The 19153-nt window shown below is 42.8% G+C and carries 18 protein-coding genes and 1 pseudogene; 14 read left to right on the top strand and 5 right to left on the bottom strand.

Going from position 1 to position 19153, the window contains the following annotated elements; genetic code table 11:
• Positions 1-100 precede the first annotated feature (100 nt).
• Positions 101-1768, top strand: coding sequence for an SLC13 family permease (locus SporoP32a_RS04810; RefSeq protein WP_085426872.1), 1668 nt, complete (start codon positions 101-103; stop codon positions 1766-1768).
• A gap of 171 nt (positions 1769-1939) precedes the next feature.
• Here SporoP32a_RS04810 and SporoP32a_RS16690 read toward each other — a convergent pair whose 3' ends face one another.
• Positions 1940-2104 (bottom strand): hypothetical protein, encoded by a 165-nt coding sequence (locus tag SporoP32a_RS16690; RefSeq protein ID WP_157129923.1) that lies wholly within the window; start codon positions 2102-2104, stop codon positions 1940-1942.
• Between the two features lie 246 nt (positions 2105-2350).
• Positions 2351-2914 carry a methyltransferase family protein gene (locus SporoP32a_RS04805; protein ID WP_085426871.1) on the bottom strand — a complete coding sequence of 188 codons (564 nt, stop codon included), beginning with the start codon at positions 2912-2914 and terminating at the stop codon, positions 2351-2353.
• 294 nt (positions 2915-3208) lie between these two features.
• Between SporoP32a_RS04805 and SporoP32a_RS04800 the strand changes: the two genes are divergently transcribed.
• From SporoP32a_RS04800 to SporoP32a_RS04775, 6 genes are all read left to right on the top strand, one after another.
• Positions 3209-3793: a TetR/AcrR family transcriptional regulator gene (locus SporoP32a_RS04800; RefSeq protein WP_085426870.1), complete on the top strand. Its 585-nt coding sequence runs from the start codon at positions 3209-3211 to the stop codon at positions 3791-3793.
• A 40-nt stretch (positions 3794-3833) separates the two neighbouring features.
• Complete coding sequence (locus SporoP32a_RS04795) at positions 3834-4604, top strand: 3-hydroxyacyl-CoA dehydrogenase (protein WP_085426869.1); 771 nt, start codon at positions 3834-3836, stop codon at positions 4602-4604.
• An 81-nt stretch (positions 4605-4685) separates the two neighbouring features.
• Positions 4686-5837, top strand: a complete 1152-nt coding sequence (locus SporoP32a_RS04790) for a thiolase family protein (protein ID WP_085426868.1) — start codon at positions 4686-4688, stop codon at positions 5835-5837.
• Positions 5838-5879: 42 nt separating this feature from the next.
• Positions 5880-7004, top strand: a complete 1125-nt coding sequence (locus SporoP32a_RS04785; protein ID WP_085426867.1) for a CaiB/BaiF CoA transferase family protein — start codon at positions 5880-5882, stop codon at positions 7002-7004.
• Positions 7005-7065: 61 nt separating this feature from the next.
• Positions 7066-8610, top strand: coding sequence for a class I adenylate-forming enzyme family protein (locus SporoP32a_RS04780; RefSeq protein WP_085426866.1), 1545 nt, complete (start codon positions 7066-7068; stop codon positions 8608-8610).
• 43 nt (positions 8611-8653) lie between these two features.
• Positions 8654-9799, top strand: a complete 1146-nt coding sequence (locus tag SporoP32a_RS04775) for an acyl-CoA dehydrogenase family protein (RefSeq protein ID WP_085426865.1) — start codon at positions 8654-8656, stop codon at positions 9797-9799.
• A 77-nt stretch (positions 9800-9876) separates the two neighbouring features.
• On the opposite strand, the gene SporoP32a_RS04770 is transcribed toward SporoP32a_RS04775, so the two are convergent.
• Positions 9877-11010: an alcohol dehydrogenase catalytic domain-containing protein gene (locus tag SporoP32a_RS04770; protein ID WP_085426864.1), complete on the bottom strand. Its 1134-nt coding sequence runs from the start codon at positions 11008-11010 to the stop codon at positions 9877-9879.
• Positions 11011-11258: 248 nt separating this feature from the next.
• Between SporoP32a_RS04770 and SporoP32a_RS04765 the strand changes: the two genes are divergently transcribed.
• Complete coding sequence (locus SporoP32a_RS04765) at positions 11259-11807, top strand: glycerol-3-phosphate acyltransferase (RefSeq protein WP_158232809.1); 549 nt, start codon at positions 11259-11261, stop codon at positions 11805-11807.
• A 17-nt stretch (positions 11808-11824) separates the two neighbouring features.
• Entirely contained in the window at positions 11825-13402 is a 1578-nt protein-coding gene (locus SporoP32a_RS04760; RefSeq protein WP_085426862.1) for an aminotransferase class V-fold PLP-dependent enzyme, read from the top strand.
• Between the two features lie 327 nt (positions 13403-13729).
• Here SporoP32a_RS04760 and SporoP32a_RS04755 read toward each other — a convergent pair whose 3' ends face one another.
• Complete coding sequence (locus tag SporoP32a_RS04755) at positions 13730-13909, bottom strand: hypothetical protein (RefSeq protein WP_085426861.1); 180 nt, start codon at positions 13907-13909, stop codon at positions 13730-13732.
• Positions 13910-14222: 313 nt separating this feature from the next.
• A complete protein-coding gene (locus tag SporoP32a_RS04750; RefSeq protein WP_085426860.1) occupies positions 14223-14774 on the bottom strand; it encodes a hypothetical protein in 552 nt (183 codons plus the stop codon).
• A 161-nt stretch (positions 14775-14935) separates the two neighbouring features.
• On the opposite strand from SporoP32a_RS04750, the gene SporoP32a_RS04745 reads away from it, so the two are divergent.
• From SporoP32a_RS04745 to SporoP32a_RS04725, 5 genes and pseudogenes are all read left to right on the top strand, one after another.
• Entirely contained in the window at positions 14936-15718 is a 783-nt protein-coding gene (locus SporoP32a_RS04745; protein WP_085426859.1) for a hypothetical protein, read from the top strand.
• A 50-nt stretch (positions 15719-15768) separates the two neighbouring features.
• A pseudogene (locus tag SporoP32a_RS17160) lies at positions 15769-16350 on the top strand (NAD(P)H-hydrate epimerase); the annotation flags it as partial.
• Positions 16351-16449: 99 nt separating this feature from the next.
• Positions 16450-17313, top strand: coding sequence for an NAD(P)H-hydrate dehydratase (locus SporoP32a_RS04735; RefSeq protein WP_232319626.1), 864 nt, complete (start codon positions 16450-16452; stop codon positions 17311-17313).
• Positions 17314-17337: 24 nt separating this feature from the next.
• Positions 17338-17814: a nucleoside deaminase gene (locus tag SporoP32a_RS04730; RefSeq protein ID WP_085426856.1), complete on the top strand. Its 477-nt coding sequence runs from the start codon at positions 17338-17340 to the stop codon at positions 17812-17814.
• Between the two features lie 362 nt (positions 17815-18176).
• Positions 18177-19142: an SH3 domain-containing protein gene (locus tag SporoP32a_RS04725; RefSeq protein WP_085426855.1), complete on the top strand. Its 966-nt coding sequence runs from the start codon at positions 18177-18179 to the stop codon at positions 19140-19142.
• The last annotated feature ends 11 nt before the right edge of the window (positions 19143-19153 follow it).

The raw sequence follows: 19153 nt of genomic DNA, 5'->3' as shown, positions 1-19153 counted from the left end.
TTTTTAGTTACAAAAGTATTTACTTAGTTACGCAACGTATATTTCCTGAATTATCTCACTTATAGTTTTCTATGAAGAAAGCGTTTTCGGAGGGATAACAATGAAGGAAATGGCATCAACTACTTGGCAAAGATTATGGCGTTCACATAATCAGGCGAAAGATTTATTGAATTTCTTTTCACATAAGAAAAAACTAACGACCGCACAAGATCACGTACAAGTAGGTGGGCAACAGGCTTCGCCCCAACCTCCTGATCAGAATTCGGATAAAAGTACGTCCTATTCTACCGTCCAACGCGTCGGTCTAATTCTAGGTCCGCTTTTATTTATTATTATGATGTTCTTTTTATCTCCTGAAGGGATGAATCCGGCAGCGAAATCGGTGCTTGCGGTGACTCTGTGGGTGGCGACTTGGTGGATTACTGAAGCGATTCCGATTCCCGTCACTTCGTTGCTTCCTATCGTTTTATTACCGTTAACGGGCGCTATGGAAGCGGATGCAGTAACCTCTTCGTACGGTAATGATATTATTTTCTTGTTTTTAGGTGGATTCTTTATTGCCACAGCGATGGAAAAATGGAACTTACATAAACGACTTGCACTTGGTATTATCGCGTTCATCGGTACAGGAACGCAGCGGATTTTGCTTGGTTTCATGACTGCGACCGCATTTTTATCGATGTGGGTTTCTAATACCGCAGCAGTTATGATGATGATTCCGATGGGCTTGGCGATTACCGCTCAGGTGGCAGCCGCTTTAAAGGGCACACCGGAAGAAAAAGAACTGCCGAAGTTTGAAAAGACACTTATATTCGGTATTGGTTACGCAGGAACGATTGGTGGACTAGGTACGTTAATAGGTACACCACCCAATATTATTCTGGCGGCACAAGTAAAAGAATTATTCGGTGTCGAGATATCCTTCGCAGGTTGGATGCTGATCGCGGTACCTATTGTTATAGTTCTCTTGTTTTCGACATGGATCTATCTGGGACGATTTGCTTTTAAGATGAATATTAAAGGTCTTCCGGGTGGAAAAGAAGTGATCCAAGAAGAACGGAAAGCATTAGGGAAGATGACATTCGAAGAGAAAGCAGTGGGAGCTGTTTTCGCATTTGCGGCGTTTATGTGGATTACACGAGAATTCCTTTGGATTAATATTCTTCCGTCATTAAAAGACGGCATGATTGCGGTAATAGCTGCAGCATTGTTGTTTACTATTCCAACTTCCAAGAAATTCGGCAAACGTATTCTAGGATGGGAAGATTCCAAAGAAATTCCATGGGGCATCTTGTTGTTGTTCGGTGGAGGACTAGCGATCGCAGCAGGTTTCCGTGAAACGGGGCTTTCTGAATGGATTGGATCGCAATTGACGGCTTTGGAAGGACTTCATATGATTGTGATCATTGCGGCTTCCTCATTCCTTGTTTTAGCTTTAACGGAGTTCACTTCCAATACAGCGACCGCTACAATGATTCTGCCTATATTGGCTGCTCTAGCTCTAACAATGAATATCCACCCGTATGCATTGATGGTACCCGCTGCCATGGCTGCAAACTGTGCATTTATGTTGCCAGTAGGTACACCACCAAATGCTATCATTTTCGCTACGGAGAAACTCCGCTTAAGTGAAATGGTACGCGTTGGATTTATCATTAATGTGTTTGTGCTAATTCTCATTGTATTAGCTGCCTACTTCTTACTACCACTTCTTTGGGGAATTGATTTGCAAGTGGTACCAGAAGAGTTTTATGCGAATTTTAAATAACAGAAAATGAATGACTTTCGTCAATAGTTAGACTCTTTAGTGAGCGCCAGATTCTTAAACAATGAATATTGTTTGAGGGCTGGTGCTTTTTTCAATGATCGAGGTATCCGAACGCTACACAACGGAAGGCCGATTCAGAATAATGTCGGGACCTGGTGCTTATAGTGATAGTTACTTTTCTTTGTCTTGTAGTTGGACAATTGCTAGACAAGCAACACCAATGGACAGTAGTGTGATGGCGGTATCTACAGATACATCCCCTAAAATACTTAAAACAAGTGTACTAACACCCATTGCCAATGCAACTGCTTTAAAAATCAGTTTGATATTTTTCATTTGAATCAACTCCCATTCTGGCCAGTAATGGCAATCTTTTATTCAGCGTTATTTCATTTATCGAACTTTGTGGAAAATGTAGTCATCAACACTATAAAGATAGGTAGCAAACTCCATAAAAAGAAACCCCAATTCTTTGTTAGTAAAGATAATACTAAGAAGAAAGCTAGTGCGGCAATTGAAATATATATAGTACGTTTTTGATATTTTTTCATTTTGTAGCTCCTTTTCGAGAGTAGGTCCTAGTTATATGTATCGACGAACGTTTTGGCAGTACTGTACGTACTCTTCTCCATAAATTTTTACTAAAGACTGTTCTTCGAGTCGTACTTGTCGATTAAATAACCAAAAAGCTGAAATCAAATATATTAATAGGATCCAATTGGGGTAAATGAGAAATTCACCACATAAGACCATTCCAAAAGCAGTATAAATCGGGTTTCGACTAATGGAAAAAGCGCCAGTAGTAATCAGTGTACCTGGGCTCTCTTCATCAATGCCTACCCTAAAGCTTTTCCCGAATGAAATTAAGCTATAAAGGAATAGCAAAAGTCCAGCGGAGCAAAGGGCGACACCAATCCACCCCACAATGCCGTTAGTAAATAGCTCTGTTCCCAACCTTGGTAAATTAAAAGCGTTTGAAGTGATTAAATATAACAACAGCAACGCAAAGGGCGGTATGATGAAATCTTTTTTGTCCATGTGACCAAATTTAAATACGTTAATGCCGAATTTCTTTAATTGAATCGACCGAATAATTACGAGTATGATTAATAGTGAAATGGTTGTAACAGCAATATATCCCTGCATCAAGAACCCCCTCTAATTTACTGTTTTTCTATATTCATCGTATCACAAGTATCACAATAAAATACTATGTTTAGAGACTACTCTGACAATAGGATGGTACCACTTCAATTGTATTACATAGTAGAGAAATATAGAATCCCAGAGGAGCAACATCTCTTTCAGGACCTAGTACCTTCCCATACATAATTATCAATATGAATACTCAAACGTTAAAATTTGACTTGACATTCAAATTCTGAAAACTTAGAATGTAAACACAACGAGATGTGGCAATGTGAAGGAAGTGAGAAATTCATGTCATTACGAGAGAAGAAAGTAGAAAAGAAAAAAGAAGAGATTCGGCAATCCGCTATGAGTGTGATTGCGGAAAAAGGATATCATGCTACTACGATGGAAGACATTGCAGCGAAGTTACTCATGACGAAGGGTTCCGTTTACTATTATTTTAAAGATAAAGAAGCACTAGTGTATGACAGTCACAAAATACTTCTAGAACAAAGTATCGAGCAACTTAACGAAGTGTTGGCGGAAGAACTTCCTTCTATAGCGAAGCTTCGGAAGGCTATGATTGTCCATATGGAATATGTCATTACAGAAAGAACGGACTTCTTTATAGGTGCTAAGCCGGATCAAGTTTTCGTAGGAGAGCATTTAGAGGAAATCATACGTCTACGAAATGAATACAGTGATTGCATGGACGGACTGATTAAACAAGGGATTGAGGATGGTAGTTTTGCAAATGTAGATAGTAATATTGTGAATAATATTATCCTAGGTGCCATGAATAATGTGGTGATTTGGTATTCTCCAAAAGGTAGTAAAAGTATACAAGAGTTAGCCAATTCGATTGCCGATTATTTACTGAAGATCTTAGTCTAATATCGTAAATCCTAAAGACGAGAAAGGGAGAGAATATATTATGAATATGGATCACGTATCAGCAGTTATTACAGGAGGCGCATCAGGGTTAGGCGAAGCGACAGCAAGAGAGATCGTCGCGTCTGGCGGAAACGTTACGATTTTTGATTTGCAGGAAGATCGAGGGAATAAGTTGGTGAAGGAGCTTGGCGATCATGCGACATTCGTAAAGACGGATGTCACTAGCGCAGAAAGTGTTCAAGCTGCGTTAGATCATGCCGTCAGTACTTTTGGCACGATTAATGCAGTTGTCAATTGCGCGGGAATTGGTGTCGCGGAGAAAACGTACAGCGGCAGAAAAGGCGCACATAACTTAGAGAACTTTAGTAAAGTCATTCAGATAAATTTAATCGGAACATTTAATACGATCCGACTCGCTACCGAACATATGGCGAAGAATGAACCGAATGATAATGGAGAAAAAGGAGTTATTGTAAATACAGCATCTGTGGCGGCATTTGACGGACAGATTGGCCAAGTAGCGTATGCGGCATCGAAAGGCGGGATCGTCAGTATGACATTGCCGCTGGCGAGAGACTTAGCATCTGAAGGAATCCGCGTGATGACCATCGCACCGGGTTTGTTTGAAACACCGATGTTTGCTTCATTGCCAGAGAAGGCAAAAGAATCTCTTGGGGCGATGGTCCCTTTCCCTTCGCGACTAGGCTACCCTGAAGAATATGCACAACTAGTAAAAGGTATTTTCGAAAATACGATGCTAAATGGGGAAACAATTCGCCTCGATGGCGCAGTCCGCATGCAGCCTAAGTAAGGCGTTATGCGTAAAGACTGACCTGCTTGTATCTAATAAAATGTAAGGGCTTACAAATATATTGAAGGAAGAGGGATCGACATGAGAGAAGCAGTAATTGTGGAGTGGGTAAGAACGCCAGTAGGAAAAAGAAATGGTGTATTGAGTACCGTGCGGGCTGAGGATTTGGCAGCTAAGCCGCTGGCAGAAGTAATCAAACGAGCTGGAATCGATGCCGGACTAGTAGAGGACGTAATCTTCGGCTGTGTATCGCAAGTAGGGGAACAATCCTTTGATATCGCGCGTGTCGCTGCTTTGCAGGCAGGATATCCAGTTGAAGTACCGGGGACTACAGTGGATAGACAATGTGGATCAAGTCAACAGGCTGTTCATTTCGCGGCGCAAGCGATTATTAGTGGAGATATGGATGTCGTCGTGGCAGGAGGCGTCGAGAGTATGTCTCGAGTACCGATGGGCAGTACTCGACTAGGCGTTGCATTCAGTGAAGAACTTACATCGAAATATGAAATGGTTCACCAAGGTGAGTCAGCCGAAAGAATTGCTGAACAGTGGGAGATCACAAGAGAAGAAATGGATCGTTACTCACTCGAAAGCAATGAGAAAGCTATCGCTGCTCGAAAAGAAGGTAGGTTTGATAGCGAAATCATGCCAATCGAGGTCACACTTCCTGACGGTACAAACATAACCGTGAAGGATGATGAAGGACCGAGGGAAGATACGACGATGGAAAAGCTCAGCAAGTTGAAAACTCCTTTTAGAGAAAATGGCGATGTGACGGCAGGAAACTCGAGCCAAATCAGCGACGGTGCCAATGCGATTTTGTTGATGTCACGTGAAAAAGCAGAAGAACTTGGATTGAAGCCGAAGTTTAAAGTACTCACGCGTGTAGTCGTAGGTTCCGATCCAACACTTATGCTAACAGGGCCAATACCTGCTACGCAAAAAGCATTGGAAAAGTCGGGACTGACTATGGAGGATATCGATGTGTTTGAAGTAAACGAGGCGTTTTCTGTTGTGACGATCGCATGGTTGAAAGAAACAGGTGCAGATCCAAAGAAGTTAAATCCTAACGGCGGGGCTATCGCTCTAGGTCATCCACTCGGTGCAAGCGGCGGACGTTTGATGATCACGATGATGAGTGAACTCGAACGAACAGGTGGCCGCTATGGTTTGCAGACAATGTGTGAAGGTCACGGCATGGCCAATGCGACCATTTTGGAAAGGTTGGAGTAACTGCTGATCACGCTAGTCAAGACGTAGAGAGGAGGGATTTCATTGCCATTAGACGCTATTCGGGTACTGGATTTATCTCGCTTATTACCAGGGCCATACTGTTCGATGCTTCTTGCCGATTTTGGTGCAGAGGTGATCAAAGTGGAAGAGCCTAACGTGGGTGATTATGCGCGGGCGGAATATCCGAAGCTAGGGGAAGATAGTGCGCTGTTTCATTCATTGAATCGTAGTAAGAAGAGTATTTGCCTTAATTTAAAAGCGGCAGAGGATCAAGCGAAGTTCTTACAGCTCGTGAAAGATTCGGATGTGGTGATTGAGTCATTCCGTCCTGGCGTGATGAAGCGGTTGGGGCTAGATTATGAAACGTTGAATGAAATTAACCCGAGTCTAGTGTACTGTGCGATCACGGGTTATGGGCAGGAGGGTCCATACGCGGAGATGCCGGGACATGATGTGAATTTTCTCAGTTACGCAGGATTGCTAAATATGATGGGGGAACAAGGAGGTGCGCCGCAAATTCCAGCCACACAAATCGCGGATATTGGTGGCGGGGCATATCCAGCGGCGATGGGAATTCTGCTTGCATTGTTTGAGAGACAGAAGACAGGAAAAGGCCAAATGGTCGATATCTCCATGATGGATGGGGCGATATCTTGGATGCCAACATTCTTCCCGAACTTTCTTGCGTCGAGGCAGGAGTCAAAAAGAGGCGAACTGGATTTAAGTGGAAAGCTTGCTTGCTATGCAGTCTATGAAACGAAAGATCAAAAATGGTTGTCTGTCGGCGCACTCGAACCGAAATTTTGGCGTGAGTTTTGTCAGGTGATTGGAAAAGAAGAGTTCGTCCCAAAGGTCCGTGATCCGATCGATGTGCAGACACAGATGAAAAAAGAAATTCAGGAAATTATGTGGCAGAAAACACGTGAGGAATGGATGGAGATTTTCGAACAGATCTCTGCATGTGTCTCACCCATTCTTTCATTTGGTGAAGTGGTAGAGAATCCGCACGTGAAAGCGCGTGGCATGATTCAGGAAATAGAGGATCCCGTGCTCGGAGTAATCCAGCATATCGGTACGCCTATTAAGCTATCGCGAACACCAGGGAAAATTAAAGGCGCTGCTCCAAGTTTAGGTGAACATACAGAAGAAGTTCTTCGGGGATACTAGAAAAATCGGTAGGCGGTATGTAAACGACAGGAAGTTTAGTGAGAGAAAGGGGACAACAATAATGGATATCGGATTATCACTTTCCCGTAACGCGCGCAGAATACCTGAGAAAACAGCAGTTATTTATGAGGATCGACGTTATACGTATCGCGAGCTGAATCAAGAGGTGAATAAACTTTCACATGGACTGATTCAGCATGGCGTGAAAAAAGGTGACAAAGTCGCGCTTATGATGAAAAACTCAGATACATTTATCATCGTCTACTATGCCATATTGAAAGCTGGAGCTATTACAGTACCCGTGAATTTCCGCTTAACCGCTACTGAAGTGTCGTATATTTTGGATGACAGTGATGCAAGTGTTGTGCTGTTTGATGAAGAGTATGCTTCGTTAATCGATCAAGCAACAGCGACAAATAGCAAAATCAATTTGAAAATCACAACAGGTGCTACAGCAATAAGTGACCAAGTCCTTTATCAAGATGTAGTACAAAATCGTACAGATGATCCCGAGATCTCTGTCGATGAAGCGGATGATGCAGAAATATTATATACATCCGGTACAACTGGCTATCCGAAAGGCGCGTTATTTGATCATCACCGTGTGCTTCATGTCGCCTTTAACACCTCTTTAATCCTCAAAATCAATCCCGATGACATATTGCTTCATGCGGCACCGTTGTTTCATTCCGCACAATTGAATTTATTTCTCGTACCAGGAATTTATTTAGGCTGCACGCAAGTCGTTCATCAAAACTTCGAACCTCAAAAAGTATTACAAGCAATCGATCAATATAAAATCAGCTTCTTCTTCGGTGTGCCGACGATGTATAATTTCTTGCTGCAAGTTCCAGATAAACAGCAATACGATCTATCTTCTGTTACACGATGTGGATACGGTGCGGCGCCGATGCCTGTCGCTTTGTTGGAACAGATCATGAAACTTTTCAGTACAGACCAGTTTTACAATATGTGTGGTCAGACAGAAGGCGGACCAGGTGGTGGTGCTTTTCTTCTGCCAGCAGATCATAAAGATAAAATCGGTACGGGTGGAAAAGCTTCGCTGAACACGGAAATACGCGTGGTGGATGATCATGATGAGGATATACTTCCTGGTGAAGTAGGAGAATTTATTATCCAAAGCGAGATGGTCATGAAAGGCTATTATAATAAACCAGAAGAAACGGCGAAAGCGATCCGGAACGGTTGGCTCTATACCGGTGATTTGGCGACGATCGACGAAGACGGTTTCGTTACATTAGTAGACAGAAAGAAAGATATGATCGTTTCTGGAGGAGAGAATGTCTACTCAACGGAAGTAGAACAAGCGCTGTATAGACATCCTCAACTGCTAGATTCAACAGTGGTCGGCTTACCGGACCCGGTGTGGGGAGAGAAAGTAGTCGCGATTGTAGTAGCAAAGAAAGACGAGACGCTCGATTATGCAGAGTTAAAAGCGTTCTGTAAAACCCATTTAGCGGATTATAAAGTGCCAGTTGAATTTATCGAAGAACAAGAGATCCCGAGAAATGCATCAGGGAAAGTATTGAAATATCGTATTCGGGAAGCACTAGTTTCCAATCGACCTGTTAATCCTCACGTATAAAAATAGAAGCTTTCTTACAGGAGAGTAAAGGAGTGGCGGATGCATGAAGCGACCATTTATGACGGAAGAGCATGAACAGCTCCGAAAATCAGTGCAGAAGTTTTTGCAGAAGGAAGCCGTACCTTATATAGATGAGTGGGAGAAAGCACAGCAAGTGCCTCGATCATTTTGGAAGAAAGCTGCCGCCCAAGGATTGATCGCACCATCCGTTGAAGAAAAATACGGCGGGATAGGCGCGGATTTTGGCTATGCTGTCGTCATTAATGAAGAGTTTGAAAAAGTGGCAAGCGGCATCGGTGGAATTGGATTGCATAATGATATTGTCATTCCTTATATACAATCCTTTGGTTCGGCCGAACAGAAAGAGCGTTGGCTCACGAAAGCTGTAACCGGAGATATGATTAGTGCCATTGCAATGACGGAGCCAGGCACAGGTTCCGATCTCGCTGCAGTGCGGACGACTGCGATAAGAAAGGGAGACCATTATATTATTAATGGAGAAAAGACATTCATCACGAATGGCTCTTCTGCCGACTTCGTTATTGTCGTCTGTAAAACGGATCCTACCGCGTCACCTGCTCATAAAGGCATCAGCTTGCTCGTAGTGGAAGAAGGAATGCCTGGGTTTACAAGAGGGAAGAAACTCAATAAAGTAGGACAGCATGCGAATGACACGAGTGAATTGATATTTGAAGATGTAGCGGTTCCGGCAGAAAACCTTCTGGGTGAGGAAGGGAAAGGGTTCTACTATTTGATGGAGAAACTCCAGCAAGAAAGGTTAATGTGCTCCATTCAAAGTGTAGCTTCTGTACAGAAAATGCTAGATATTACATTAGCGTATGTAAAAGAGCGACAGGCTTTCGGCAAGCGGATCGGTGATTTCCAAAATACGCAATTTAAAATGGCAGAGATGCAAACGAAGGCCATCATTGGTCAAACATTTGTTGATCGTTTAATTATCGAGCATATTCAAGGCAAAAACGTCGTAGATGAAGTATCGATGGCGAAATGGTGGACGAGTGATTTGGCACAAGACGTGGCGATTCAGTGTATGCAATTTCATGGTGGCTATGGCTATATGGAAGAATACGAAATCGCTAGAAGGTATCGCGATGTGGCAGTCAGTTCGATTTATGCCGGGACGAATGAAATTATGAAAGTGATTATTGCGAAGAATATGGGGCTATGAAACAAAGCAGGCGAGTAAGATGGAACAGCATATTAGGTATAAAAAAACGCGATGAACAACTCATCGCGTTTTTTATATTAAGGCTGAATCAATACTTTGATACAACCGTCTTCTTTCTTATCAAAAATAGAATAAGCATCTGCTGCGTCTTCCAATTTTACTTTATGCGTAATAATATCTGTCGGATCGAATTCTTTTGCTTCGATCTTTTTAAATAACTCAGGCATTAAGTGAATAACGGGCGCTTGTCCCATTTTCAAAGAAACATTGCGTGTGAAGAAATCACCCAGTGGGAAGTTGTTGGCGTCTGTCGCATAGACACCTGTCAATTGCACCGTACCAAATTTCCTTACGACTTGTGAAGCCGTGACAATCGGGCTGATCGTTCCAAATTGGTTATCTCCACTAGATCTGAATGTTTCGCCTGGTTGTACAGTTCCGTCCATTCCTACACAATCAATGACGACGTCTGCGCCACCTTTCGTTTCTTCATGCAATAATTTGCCGATGTCGTCATGTTCTTTAAAATTATACGTTTCTACTTTATTCGTCTTCTTGGCATGGTCTAAACGATAATCTACATGGTCCACTGAAATGACTCGTTTCGCGCCTTGCATCCAAGCAAACTTCTGCGCCATTAATCCAATAGGTCCGGAGCCAAGAATAATTGCGGTATCGCCTTTTTTCAATCCGCTATGAAGTACACTCCAATACGCTGTCGGAATAACATCAGATAGTAAGGCAAGATGCTCGTCATCTAGTTCGCTGTTCTCCGGTACTTTAAATGACGTGAAATCTGCGTATGGAACACGTAAATATTCGGCTTGACCTCCCGGGAAGTTCCCGTTTGGCTCAGCAAAACCAAATAACCCACCTACTTCACCGTGCGGATTGGATTCGTCACATTGACTTTCCATTTCGTGTTGGCAGAAGAAACATTCTCCACAGCCTATATTAAAAGGAACGACGATACGATCGCCTTTCTTTAATGTTTTCACTTCAGAACCTACTTCTTCGACAATCCCCATCGGTTCATGACCGACTACATAATCTTTCTCGGGCACAATCCCACCATGGTACAGATGCAAATCCGATCCGCAAATACCACTTGTCGTAATGCGTACGATTACATCACTATTTTCTTGGATACTCGGAGCTTTCACTTCTTTTGTGACCATCGACTTCTTTCCTTGAAATGTTACTGCTTTCATACCATCACTTCCTTTTCATATTATATGTGTTTTCTACCCGCCTCCTTCATTCATAAACTAGATTAGTGAGAATATGATTATTGGTACCTAGTAGGGGAATAGATAGAAGGAGGTAATGCAATTAGAGAATTTCGGAGTTGCTTTTTGTATTTACAATTTGAAAAAGATGCACTTCACTATATAATTAAAGTAGATTATGTATTTACATAAAGATACTAGTATATAGAAACATAGTTGGAGGCCAAAGTTTGTTACAGCTCATCATTTTCTTCATCATTTGGTACGTTGTCGGTAGCATATTGCCTGCGCTTTATATAGGAAAAAGAAAAGGACTAGATTTACGTGTAGAAGGTAGTGGAAATCCAGGAGCGCGTAATGCAGGGAGAGTGCTCGGTAAGTCGATGTTCTTTATTGTGTTGTTTCTTGACGCGGCCAAGGGGGCATTGCCGATCCTCGTCTCGCGTGCCCTTGGATTCAGTCCCGAACTTATATTGTTGATGCTTTTCGCGGTCATACTTGGGCATTGTTTTCCGCTGTTTCATCGCTTGCGTGGAGGGAAAGGGGCGGCTTCTTTACTCGGCGGTATGATCGTCTTTCAGCCACTTGTCTTGCTGTTAGCCCTTATTTTTTCAGGGCTGTTGTACTCGTGGATTCGTCAGAAAACGAAAGCGGCTGTGCTTGGACTGTCGGCCATTATTCCAGCTATTTTTATTGGCTACGGTGAATGGGCGGGAATTGTTGCTATCTGTTTGGTTGCGCTAGTCGTCTATACACATCGTAGTTATTTCATTAACTAGCATTGGAGGCAATCAGTATGACCTATTATTATCGGCTTGCCGTACTTCCACAAGATGCGGAGCGAATTCATCAGTTGAATTATCGGGCGTTTGTGGAAGAAATTCCGCAACATGCATCCAATGAACAGCGTTTGTTGGTCGATCCGTTTCATGAAGAAAATACATACATCGTTTGTTTGAAGGACAATGAAATTGTTGGGATGTTGGCATTGCGTTCAGTTCGTCCGTTTTCATTGGATAAAAAGATTGGTCCGATTGAGGAATGGCTTGAACAAAAGCCACAGCATCCTGTAGAAATTAGATTACTTGTAGTGGATCGAGCACATCGTCGCGGTCGTGCATTTTTCGGTTTGATGCAGGGGCTAGTGAATTGGTGCAAGCAAGCGGGATATGATGCCGCGGTGATTTCGGGTACAGTGCGTGAGCTGAAGCTTTACCATCATATGGGCTTTGAGCCGTTTGCCGATCCGGTCGGTACGGAGGAAGCGAAATATGTGCCGATGATATCGTCGTTCGCCACGTATGAAAAAAGTGCGGCGAAACGTCTCGTTGCGCCTGTCGTGAATTTTTTGCCAGGTCCACCGAAAATTGCTGAAAATGTTAAAGAAGCTTTTGCACGTGACGCATTTTCCCATCGTTCGGCTGAATATACACGATTAGTCGCGACGGTTAAACGTCAATTACTCGACTTAACGGGAGCGAACTACGTCCAGTTGTTACAAGGAACAGGGACGCTTGCGAATGATGCGGTGGCGGCTCAGTTGACTAGAATTGGGGGAAGGGGACTCATTGTAGTCAATGGAGAATTTGGTCAACGGTTATGCGATCATGCGACGCGTTTTGGTTTAGTTTTTGATTGCTTGGAACAAGAATGGGGCGAAGTGTTATCGCTGGAAATGTTAGCGGAGCAATTGGATGCTCAAGAATATAGTTGGCTGTGGATGGTTCATTGTGAAACGTCGACGGGTGTGTTGCATGAGTTGGAACAGATTACAGCACTTTGTCGCGCACGTGCTGTTCGGATTGCTGTGGACTGTGCGAGTTCAATCGGGACAGTGCCTGTGAATTTGCGTGACGTCGATTTCGCTTCTTCAGTTAGTGGGAAAGGACTGGCTTCGTACGCGGGGCTTGGTCTAGTGTTCCATCAAGAGGCGATAGTGCCGGATGATACGATTCCGCGCTATTTGGATCTCGGTCAATATGGGAAATACGATGGAATTCCGTATACGCAGTCGTCTAATGCAGTAGTTGCGTTGCATCAGGCGCTTGAAAATCTATTAGTGGATCCGCAACGCCGTTTTCAGCGTATTCGCTATTGCGCAGATCGTTTGCGTGAGGGTGTAGAAGGGGTAGGTGTGGAGGTGTTGTCGCCGAAAGAGTCAACAAATCCTGGCATTCTGACGTTCGTACTTCCGAAAGAGATAGGTTCGAAGCGTCTCGGTGATGATTTGCTTCTGAATGGCTACCGCACGCATTATGAAAGTAGTTATTTACAGACGCGTAATTGGTTGCAAGTGGCGGCAATGAATGAGCCATCAGATGAGGAGATGGAGAGGTTTCTGGAATTGTTACGTTGTTTAGTAGGGGGTGCGTAACGGGGAACATCTTAAATATGGACATTGAATGAGGTGGAGGGTGGACACCAGTCGTTCATTGCTGCAGCTCTCGCTGAAATTTCTGGAGTGTCTGCTCGAGTGAACTAAGGGGAGTAGTGGTTTGAAACTGTTGATCTGCGTTGCAGCCGGACGCGTGTCCTATGGGTGGGCTAGTGCAAAGATGTGCTCCTAACGCTACGCTTTTACTCGCAAAAGCCGTTCTTCGTTACGGCTTTCGCTGATCCTCCCGGAGTGGCTGGCTGTAACGAAGATCAACTAAGTGAGTACAAAAAGCGTATGCGACAATCGCGCCCGATAATTGAGTAGTTAATTATTAACTTTCTTTTTATTCTTTATCGGTAAAACTAAACCGAAGGCTAGAACAAGTAAAACTGTATTAACTGCCATCACTATACCATTCCAATCCCCATTAAAGATTGTTATATTTGCGATTGTAATTAAATGCATTATTAAAATTGTAATTAATAAATATGTTGTCTTTTGCAATTTGCAATCCCCCTTTGAACGTTCTTTCTTAAGCTAACTGGCCCGTTTGCTTAACAAGCCAATCTCTTACAATCCATTTTAACATAAAAACCCTTTTTTAACTTCGACGTATTAAATTCCCCCGAAATATATTCTCTGGTGCCATCCCACTTATCCATTCATAAGGAAATTTAATAACACAATTAGCTGTGGCGCATTTAGTTATGTGCTGTTGTTAATTTGTTCATCAAATAAAAGGTGATTTACAATCTGCCGTGCTACATATTGTTTACTCCGCATGTACCGCACCTCGTATCTCTTTAAGAACAGCGTGTTACCTATGCCGATGAACTTTTTCAGCCCGTGGCCAAATGAAGTAGGAGAGTGAGACGACCATATCAAGGCCAACGATGAGCGCCCATAACTTCAGCATTTGAGAAAGTGCTTCGGTTTTATTGGTATCTCCAATTAGGTAAATCATGACAAACAAGAACCCGCCACCGATGATAAATGCTAGTACATGTTGCAACGCACCTTTTACGGAATGGCGCGCATGGGCATATCCTGTTTTCTTCGCAGGTTTTGTGCCTTCTTTCTTGACGTAGTAAAGAAAGCGTTCGTCCGCCCAGTGAATCATGCTTTTTCCGAATGCGATCGATACTCCGAGATAGATCGCCGCAATGGCATGAACTTGTGTGGCAACAGCGCCGTTATATAAATCGGTAGCCGTGACGACTAGCAAGAGTAAATCGATGACTGGTGTTAACGCTAGAAAAAATAAGCCGAGCCGTTTTTTGTTGAATACATAGCGTGTAATAAGACCGGCAAGAATAACGACCCAAAAACCTATTTCACAAGCAATAATCAACCAAGCCATGAAATTCATTCGCTCACCTCTTTTAATAGAGTAGTATTGGTTATGTGTATCATAGCATAAACATTCTGAATTGTTTGTGGTCCTGGTACCATTTGAATAGATAGATATGAGATAATAGACACGGAATATGGACTCATATAAGTATTTTATTTTATGGCAGGAGGGATGGTATGGTGAAATCAAAAAGCTTCGAAGAATTTTATTATACTAAAACGGATGAGAATCATTTTATAGAAGAGGTAGTAGATTACGCCATTGCTAATCAGGGCGACTATTCTCCATATGAAGGCTTCATGCGATGTCCCGAATGTGAAATGGCGGATTTGTTTTTAGTGAGTAAATCATCTTCGGCAAGGACCCATTTGAAAAAGAAACCCACTTCGGACCATCGTGAAGGATGCTCTTATATGTATGAGTATGCATCTAAGAAATTGATAGAGAAGTATGTGGAAAATCTCAACTACGATAAAGTCCAAGATAAGCTGGATTCCATGATGCGCATTCTATTTAAGAATACACATCGACAATCGAGACAGCAGGATCATAACCAGAAAACGACTAAAGAAGAGCAAAATCCGATGTTGATTCATGGGGATAAAAAAGAGCTTCAAGAAGTGAAAGCAATCAGAAGAAAAAGTTTAACGAGCTGGATTGACGCATCTGACGGAACAGATATCCGTCTTTTATATGGAAAAGTTAAATTGGAAGTGACTGAAAAAGAAGCTGTAAATAAAAAAGGGAAGAAATTCACTTATTACTTACTCAAATTATGGACAGAGAATAAGTTAGGCGAATGGAAATATAGAACGCAAATATATAGAGGTTCGAATAAAGATGATGTTGAGTTTGACAAAGTGTATCAGATCGCAGTCATCGGGAAGTTGAATTTTAAATGGAAATGGTGGCAGATTGATTTGGTCCATCCGTCTGCTGTGCGTATCCGAGAGGTTTGACTGTATGCAAGATGTCAGTAAAATTCCATCAACTATAGGGAGTGAAGTCAATGTTTGCAGTGGGACGAGAGGATATGCGACGGATGGATCATTATGCGATTGAAACGCTTGGACTGCCGGGGGCGATTCTTATGGAAAACGCCGGCATGAAAGTGACTGATGAGCTGTTAAAACTGACCCGTGATAAGCCTGACACAAGATTCCTCGTGTTCGCAGGTGCAGGTAATAATGGCGGAGACGGATTTGTTATCGCTCGCCGATTACAGGATGAAGGCAAATCTTGCATGCTTATCGTTACCAATACATCCTCCTTGCAAGGCGATGCGAAAGTTCATTATGATGTCTACAAGAATCGAAAACTTTAAATGGTGCCTTTTATAGAAGAACTTATTCCGGATATAAAGCTATTGTTAAGTGAAAACGTCATCATTGTGGATGCGTTGTTAGGAACAGGATGTACGGGCAAACTACGTGAGCCTGTTCGCTCAGTTATAGAGCTAATCAATTCATCAAGGAGTAGAGTCGTCTCGGTAGATATTCCATCCGGGGTAAATAGCGATACTGGAGAAGTGGCAGATATAGCTATACGAGCGGATTATACGATTACGTTCGTTGCCCCGAAGGTTGGATTCTTCCTGCAGCAAGGACCAGAGCATATCGGCGAATGGAAAGTAGTTGATATTTCAGTCCCATCTTCTATAGCTGACGAGCTTACACTGGAACTGCCACAAGTGATTACGGAAAACAATGCCATCCATGCGTTGCCGAAACGACCAAAACATGGACATAAAGGAACATTCGGTCATGTGCTCGTTCTGGGCGGTTCGAAGTCATATGTAGGTGCACCAATCTTCACTGCTAAAGCTGCATTGCATTCGGGTGCGGGGCTTGTGACGCTCGGTGTTCCAGAAGGGATCTATCCGATGGCGGCTACGCAGTTACCCGAAGCACTGTTTTGGCCAATGGCAGAAACGGATGGTCATCTCGCTGTAACTTCATGTGAGCAAGAATCATTCAATTCGTATGACGTAGTGGCGGTCGGACCTGGGTTGAGTCGATTTGCAGGCGGTGAAGAGTGGATGAAAAGTCTATGGCATTCATTGGACGGACAAGCGGTTGTAGTCGATGCGGATGGGTTGTATTTATCACGCGATCTGCTGGACATAATTAGTGTATATGATGGCCCTGTAGTGTTTACACCGCATCCTGGTGAAATGGGTGCTTTGCTGAATACGACCGTACAGGACGTGGAAGCGAATCGATTGGATATAGCGAAACAATTTGCGTTGGAGCATCGGCTGTATTTAGTGTTGAAAGGGCATCGTACGGTTATCACGACACCTGAAGGGGAAGTGTATATTAACCCCTTAGGTAGTAGCGCGCTTGGCAAAGGCGGATCGGGGGATGTGCTGACGGGTTTGATCGCCTCATTCCTTGCTCAAGGAGCTAAACCAAAACAAGCGTTGATTGCGGCAACTTACTTGCATGCGTCAGCTGGTGAAAATCAGTCGGCTCTTCATTCGGAATATGGCGTGACTGCACCTGATATTATTGAAGGTAGCAGAAAGTTATTACATGATTGGACAACAAACTAGTAAGTGAATAAGGAGGATTTTATTATGATCAATGAAACGGATTTACGGCATTTACAAAGATGTGTGGAGTTGGCGAAAGAAGCAGTAGACCACGGTGATCAGCCGTTTGGTTCGGTACTTGTTTCAGCTGAAGGCAAGGTGTTGGCTGAGGATCGTAATCGGGTAGGAAACGGTGACGCGACGCAACATCCTGAATTTGCTTTGGCACGTTGGGCTGGCGAAAATATGACAGCTGAAGAAAAGAAAAACGCAGTCGTCTATACTTCCGGAGAGCATTGTCCGATGTGCTCGGCTGCTCATGGATTAGTCGGTCTAGGGAAAATCGTGTATGCGAGTTCATCCAAACAGTTATCAGAGTGGAAGAAAGAACTGGGGGTCGAATCCCAAAGCATTCAATCGATTCCGATCGAGGGTGTCATTTTGAACGCGGAAGTGGAAGGGCCTGTTCCAGAACTAGCAGAGCAAGTTCATGAGCTGCATCGCCAGTATCACGCGAAGTAACGGTGATATATAGGAAAAGATGATGATGTCAAAAGCCTATCAGTTTAAACTGGTGGGCTTTTGTGTGTGAAAAGACAAATTCAATGCAGCTTAGAAGTAGGTTGACTATATTTCATTATTTACTCGTATGCTCGTGTGTTGAAGCATTGTGTATATTCTGTTTCGCACTTCAAATAATTAGAGAATTCTATGTACAGTTTGCGTTATTCCATAGTATGATAGATTCATAAAATGCTAAATTCTACTAGAAATTGATTACTATTGTGGGGGCAATGAAAGATGTCCAATGAAATCAGTCGCCACACATTATCCATTCACACAGTTTACACGTACATATAGTCAATCGGAAGGGGTTGGGAAGAATGGAAAAGAGGAGTACTAGTTCCACAAACGCTAAAAGCAATAAAAATAAAATCATTTTAACTATATTATCCGTGGCAGTCATTGCGGTAAGTGTATTTTTATTCACTGTCATTAAAGACAATAAAACGATCAAGCAAGCAGATTCATTGGTTGCGATAGGAAAGTATGAAAATGGCATCGCAATCTATGACACGATGCTAACGAAGAAATACTCGGACGATGTAATGGCAAAGCGTGAAAATGCGATTGAATTAATGGAAGCAAATGAAAATTATGAGCGAGGCATGGAGTCACTAGATCATAATGATCGATACAAAGCGCTGAAGTATTTTTCAAAAGTGCCTGAGAACGATACCAAATTATATGAAAAAGCAACAACTGAATTACAAGACATTGAAGATGTGACTGCTGCCGAAATTGAAGAATTGATAGGGGATCAAGAATTCGATGAAGCTCATGACATCGTGAATGCGTATCTGAAAGCAGCTCCAGGCTCTGCAAGAATCAGCAATTTAAAGGACACTTTACTAGCTATAGAAAAAGATGTTACTAAGAAAAACGCCGTAGCTAAAGCAGAAGAAGATCAAAAGATTGCACAAGCGAAGAGCGAAGAAGAAAAACAGGCAAAAGCGATTGAAGATGAAAAGAGAAAACAAGAAGCCATAGCCATAGCAAGTGCTAAAAGTAAGGAAACAGGTAAGTGGGAATTAGAACAAGCGAGAATAACGGGTGCTAATTTGGTGAATAAAACTCTTTATACAACGAGTAAAATCGCCAATCTAAGAGATGCGCCTACTTTAGGTGGGAATGTGGGAATAGTATTGTATAAAGGAACTGAAGTATATATTTTGGAGACGCACGTAGAGAGTGCTAGTAGAACGTGGTGTAAAGTGAGAGCCTACACAAATGAAGGTTCTTACGTGGGATGGATTTCGTACAATACGATGAATAACAGTATTCCTTAAAATGAAGGGTG

The sequence above is a fragment of the Sporosarcina ureae genome (assembly GCF_002109325.1).
GTDB lineage: Bacteria > Bacillota > Bacilli > Bacillales_A > Planococcaceae > Sporosarcina > Sporosarcina ureae_C.
This window is presented reverse-complemented; position numbering and strand designations above follow the sequence as displayed.

What these genes read in the sequence shown, in the direction of transcription:
- SporoP32a_RS04725 (WP_085426855.1), top strand. Translation starts at nt 18,177, where the DNA reads ATGGAAAAGAGGAGTACTAGTTCCACAAACGCTAAAAGCAATAAAAAT.
- SporoP32a_RS04770 (WP_085426864.1), bottom strand. Translation starts at nt 11,010, where the DNA reads ATGAAAGCAGTAACATTTCAAGGAAAGAAGTCGATGGTCACAAAAGAA.
- SporoP32a_RS04795 (WP_085426869.1), top strand. Translation starts at nt 3,834, where the DNA reads ATGAATATGGATCACGTATCAGCAGTTATTACAGGAGGCGCATCAGGG.
- SporoP32a_RS04780 (WP_085426866.1), top strand. Translation starts at nt 7,066, where the DNA reads ATGGATATCGGATTATCACTTTCCCGTAACGCGCGCAGAATACCTGAG.
- SporoP32a_RS04805 (WP_085426871.1), bottom strand. Translation starts at nt 2,914, where the DNA reads ATGCAGGGATATATTGCTGTTACAACCATTTCACTATTAATCATACTC.
- SporoP32a_RS16690 (WP_157129923.1), bottom strand. Translation starts at nt 2,104, where the DNA reads ATGAAAAATATCAAACTGATTTTTAAAGCAGTTGCATTGGCAATGGGT.
- SporoP32a_RS04750 (WP_085426860.1), bottom strand. Translation starts at nt 14,774, where the DNA reads ATGAATTTCATGGCTTGGTTGATTATTGCTTGTGAAATAGGTTTTTGG.
- SporoP32a_RS04775 (WP_085426865.1), top strand. Translation starts at nt 8,654, where the DNA reads ATGAAGCGACCATTTATGACGGAAGAGCATGAACAGCTCCGAAAATCA.
- SporoP32a_RS04800 (WP_085426870.1), top strand. Translation starts at nt 3,209, where the DNA reads ATGTCATTACGAGAGAAGAAAGTAGAAAAGAAAAAAGAAGAGATTCGG.
- SporoP32a_RS04790 (WP_085426868.1), top strand. Translation starts at nt 4,686, where the DNA reads ATGAGAGAAGCAGTAATTGTGGAGTGGGTAAGAACGCCAGTAGGAAAA.
- SporoP32a_RS04760 (WP_085426862.1), top strand. Translation starts at nt 11,825, where the DNA reads ATGACCTATTATTATCGGCTTGCCGTACTTCCACAAGATGCGGAGCGA.
- SporoP32a_RS04745 (WP_085426859.1), top strand. Translation starts at nt 14,936, where the DNA reads ATGGTGAAATCAAAAAGCTTCGAAGAATTTTATTATACTAAAACGGAT.
- SporoP32a_RS04810 (WP_085426872.1), top strand. Translation starts at nt 101, where the DNA reads ATGAAGGAAATGGCATCAACTACTTGGCAAAGATTATGGCGTTCACAT.
- SporoP32a_RS04730 (WP_085426856.1), top strand. Translation starts at nt 17,338, where the DNA reads ATGATCAATGAAACGGATTTACGGCATTTACAAAGATGTGTGGAGTTG.